Origin of the sequence: Methylomonas rivi (genome assembly GCF_024505165.1) — a bacterium.
GTDB lineage: Bacteria > Pseudomonadota > Gammaproteobacteria > Methylococcales > Methylomonadaceae > Methylomonas > Methylomonas rivi.
In genome coordinates this window covers 1-1,479 of sequence record NZ_JANIBK010000307.1, presented here as the reverse complement: position 1 = coordinate 1,479, position 1,479 = coordinate 1, and the positions used below count along the sequence as shown (strand labels likewise).

Here is a 1,479-nt window from a genome sequence, read left to right as displayed (position 1 = left end):
GATGTTCGAGACAGGCATCAAGGCCATCGACCTGTTGTCGCCGCTGGAACGCGGCGGCAAGGCCGGCATGTTCGGCGGCGCCGGCGTCGGCAAGACCGTGGTGATCGCCGAATTGATCCACAACATGGCCGGCCGCTACCAGGGGGTTAGCCTGTTTTGCGGCATAGGCGAACGTTGCCGCGAAGCCGAGGAAACCTATCGCGAAATGCGCGCCAGCGGCGTACTGGACAAGGCCGTGCTGGTGTTCGGGCAGATGAACGAAGCCCCCGGCGCCCGCTTTCGGGTCGGCCATGCGGCGCTAACCATGGCGGAATATTTCCGCGATACCGAAAAACAGGACGTGCTGCTGCTGATCGACAACATTTTCCGCTTCATCCAGGCCGGCACGGAAGTCTCCGGCCTGATGGGCCGCATCCCCTCCAGGGTCGGTTACCAACCCACTTTAGCGACCGAACTGGCCGAACTCGAAGAACGCATCGCCAGCTCGCAAAGCGGCGCGATTACCTCGGTACAGGCGGTTTACGTGCCGGCGGACGACTTTACCGACCCCTCCGCCAGCCACACCTTCTCGCACCTGTCGGCTTCGGTGGTGCTGTCGCGCAAGCGCGCCGCGCAGGGCTTTTACCCGGCCATCGATCCCTTGGCGTCCAACTCGAAAATGCTCAATCCGGCCGTGGTGGGCGAGCGGCATTACCAAGTCGCGCTGGCCGTGCGGCGCACGCTGGCCGAATATGAAGAGTTAAAAGACATTATCGCCATGCTGGGACTGGAAGAGTTGTCCGAAGCCGACCGCCGCACGGTAAACCGGGCCCGCCGCCTGGAACGCTTCCTGACCCAACCCTTCTTCGCCACCGAACAATACACCGGCCAGACCGGCCGTTGGGTGAGCCTCGAGCAGACCCTGACCGGCTGCGAGCGTATTCTGGCCGACCAGTATGCCGACGCCCCGGAACATGCCTTGTACATGATAGGCGAGATCGGCGAAGCCAAATTCGACGCCGGCTCGAACCCGACCTGACATGCAATTAAAGGTTTTATTGCCGAACGAGGTGCTGGTGGATACGGCGGTAACGAAAATTATCGCCGAAGCCGAAAACGGCTGGTTCTGTCTGGAGCCCCGCCATGTGGATTTCGTCTCCGCCCTGGTGCCGGGATTGTTGAGATACGTGACGAGCGAAGGCGCCGAGATGTTTCTCGGCATCGATGAAGCCATCTTGGTCAAATGCGGCAGTTTGGTGCGGGTATCCACCCCTGAAGCGGTACTGGGCAGCGACCCGGAAACGTTGAGGCTAGACATGCAAACCCGGCTCGATGCCGCCGATGAGCATAACCGCTACGCGCGCAGCGTGCTGGCTCGATTGGAAGCCGGCGTGGCGAAACGCTTTCTGGCATTGCAAAAACACCGCTGACATGGCAAAGCCGAGCAAAACCCGTCCTCCCCTGGCCGACCGCATAGGCCGCAAGGCCGACCGCCACCGG

Annotated in this window: 2 protein-coding genes; both read left to right on the top strand. The window is 61.9% G+C overall.

Going from position 1 to position 1,479, the window contains the following annotated elements; genetic code table 11:
* On the top strand, positions 1 to 1,018 hold a 1,018-nt coding region (gene atpD / locus NP596_RS21340; RefSeq protein ID WP_256617395.1), incomplete at its 5' end, for a F0F1 ATP synthase subunit beta.
* Between the two features lies 1 nt (position 1,019).
* Positions 1,020 to 1,409 carry a F0F1 ATP synthase subunit epsilon gene (locus NP596_RS21335; protein WP_256617394.1) on the top strand — a complete coding sequence of 130 codons (390 nt, stop codon included), beginning with the start codon at positions 1,020 to 1,022 and terminating at the stop codon, positions 1,407 to 1,409.
* The last annotated feature ends 70 nt before the right edge of the window (positions 1,410 to 1,479 follow it).

Bases quoted from the DNA above. Each gene is read 5' to 3' on its own strand.
- NP596_RS21335 (WP_256617394.1), top strand. From the start codon at position 1,020: ATGCAATTAAAGGTTTTATTGCCGAACGAGGTGCTGGTGGATACGGCG.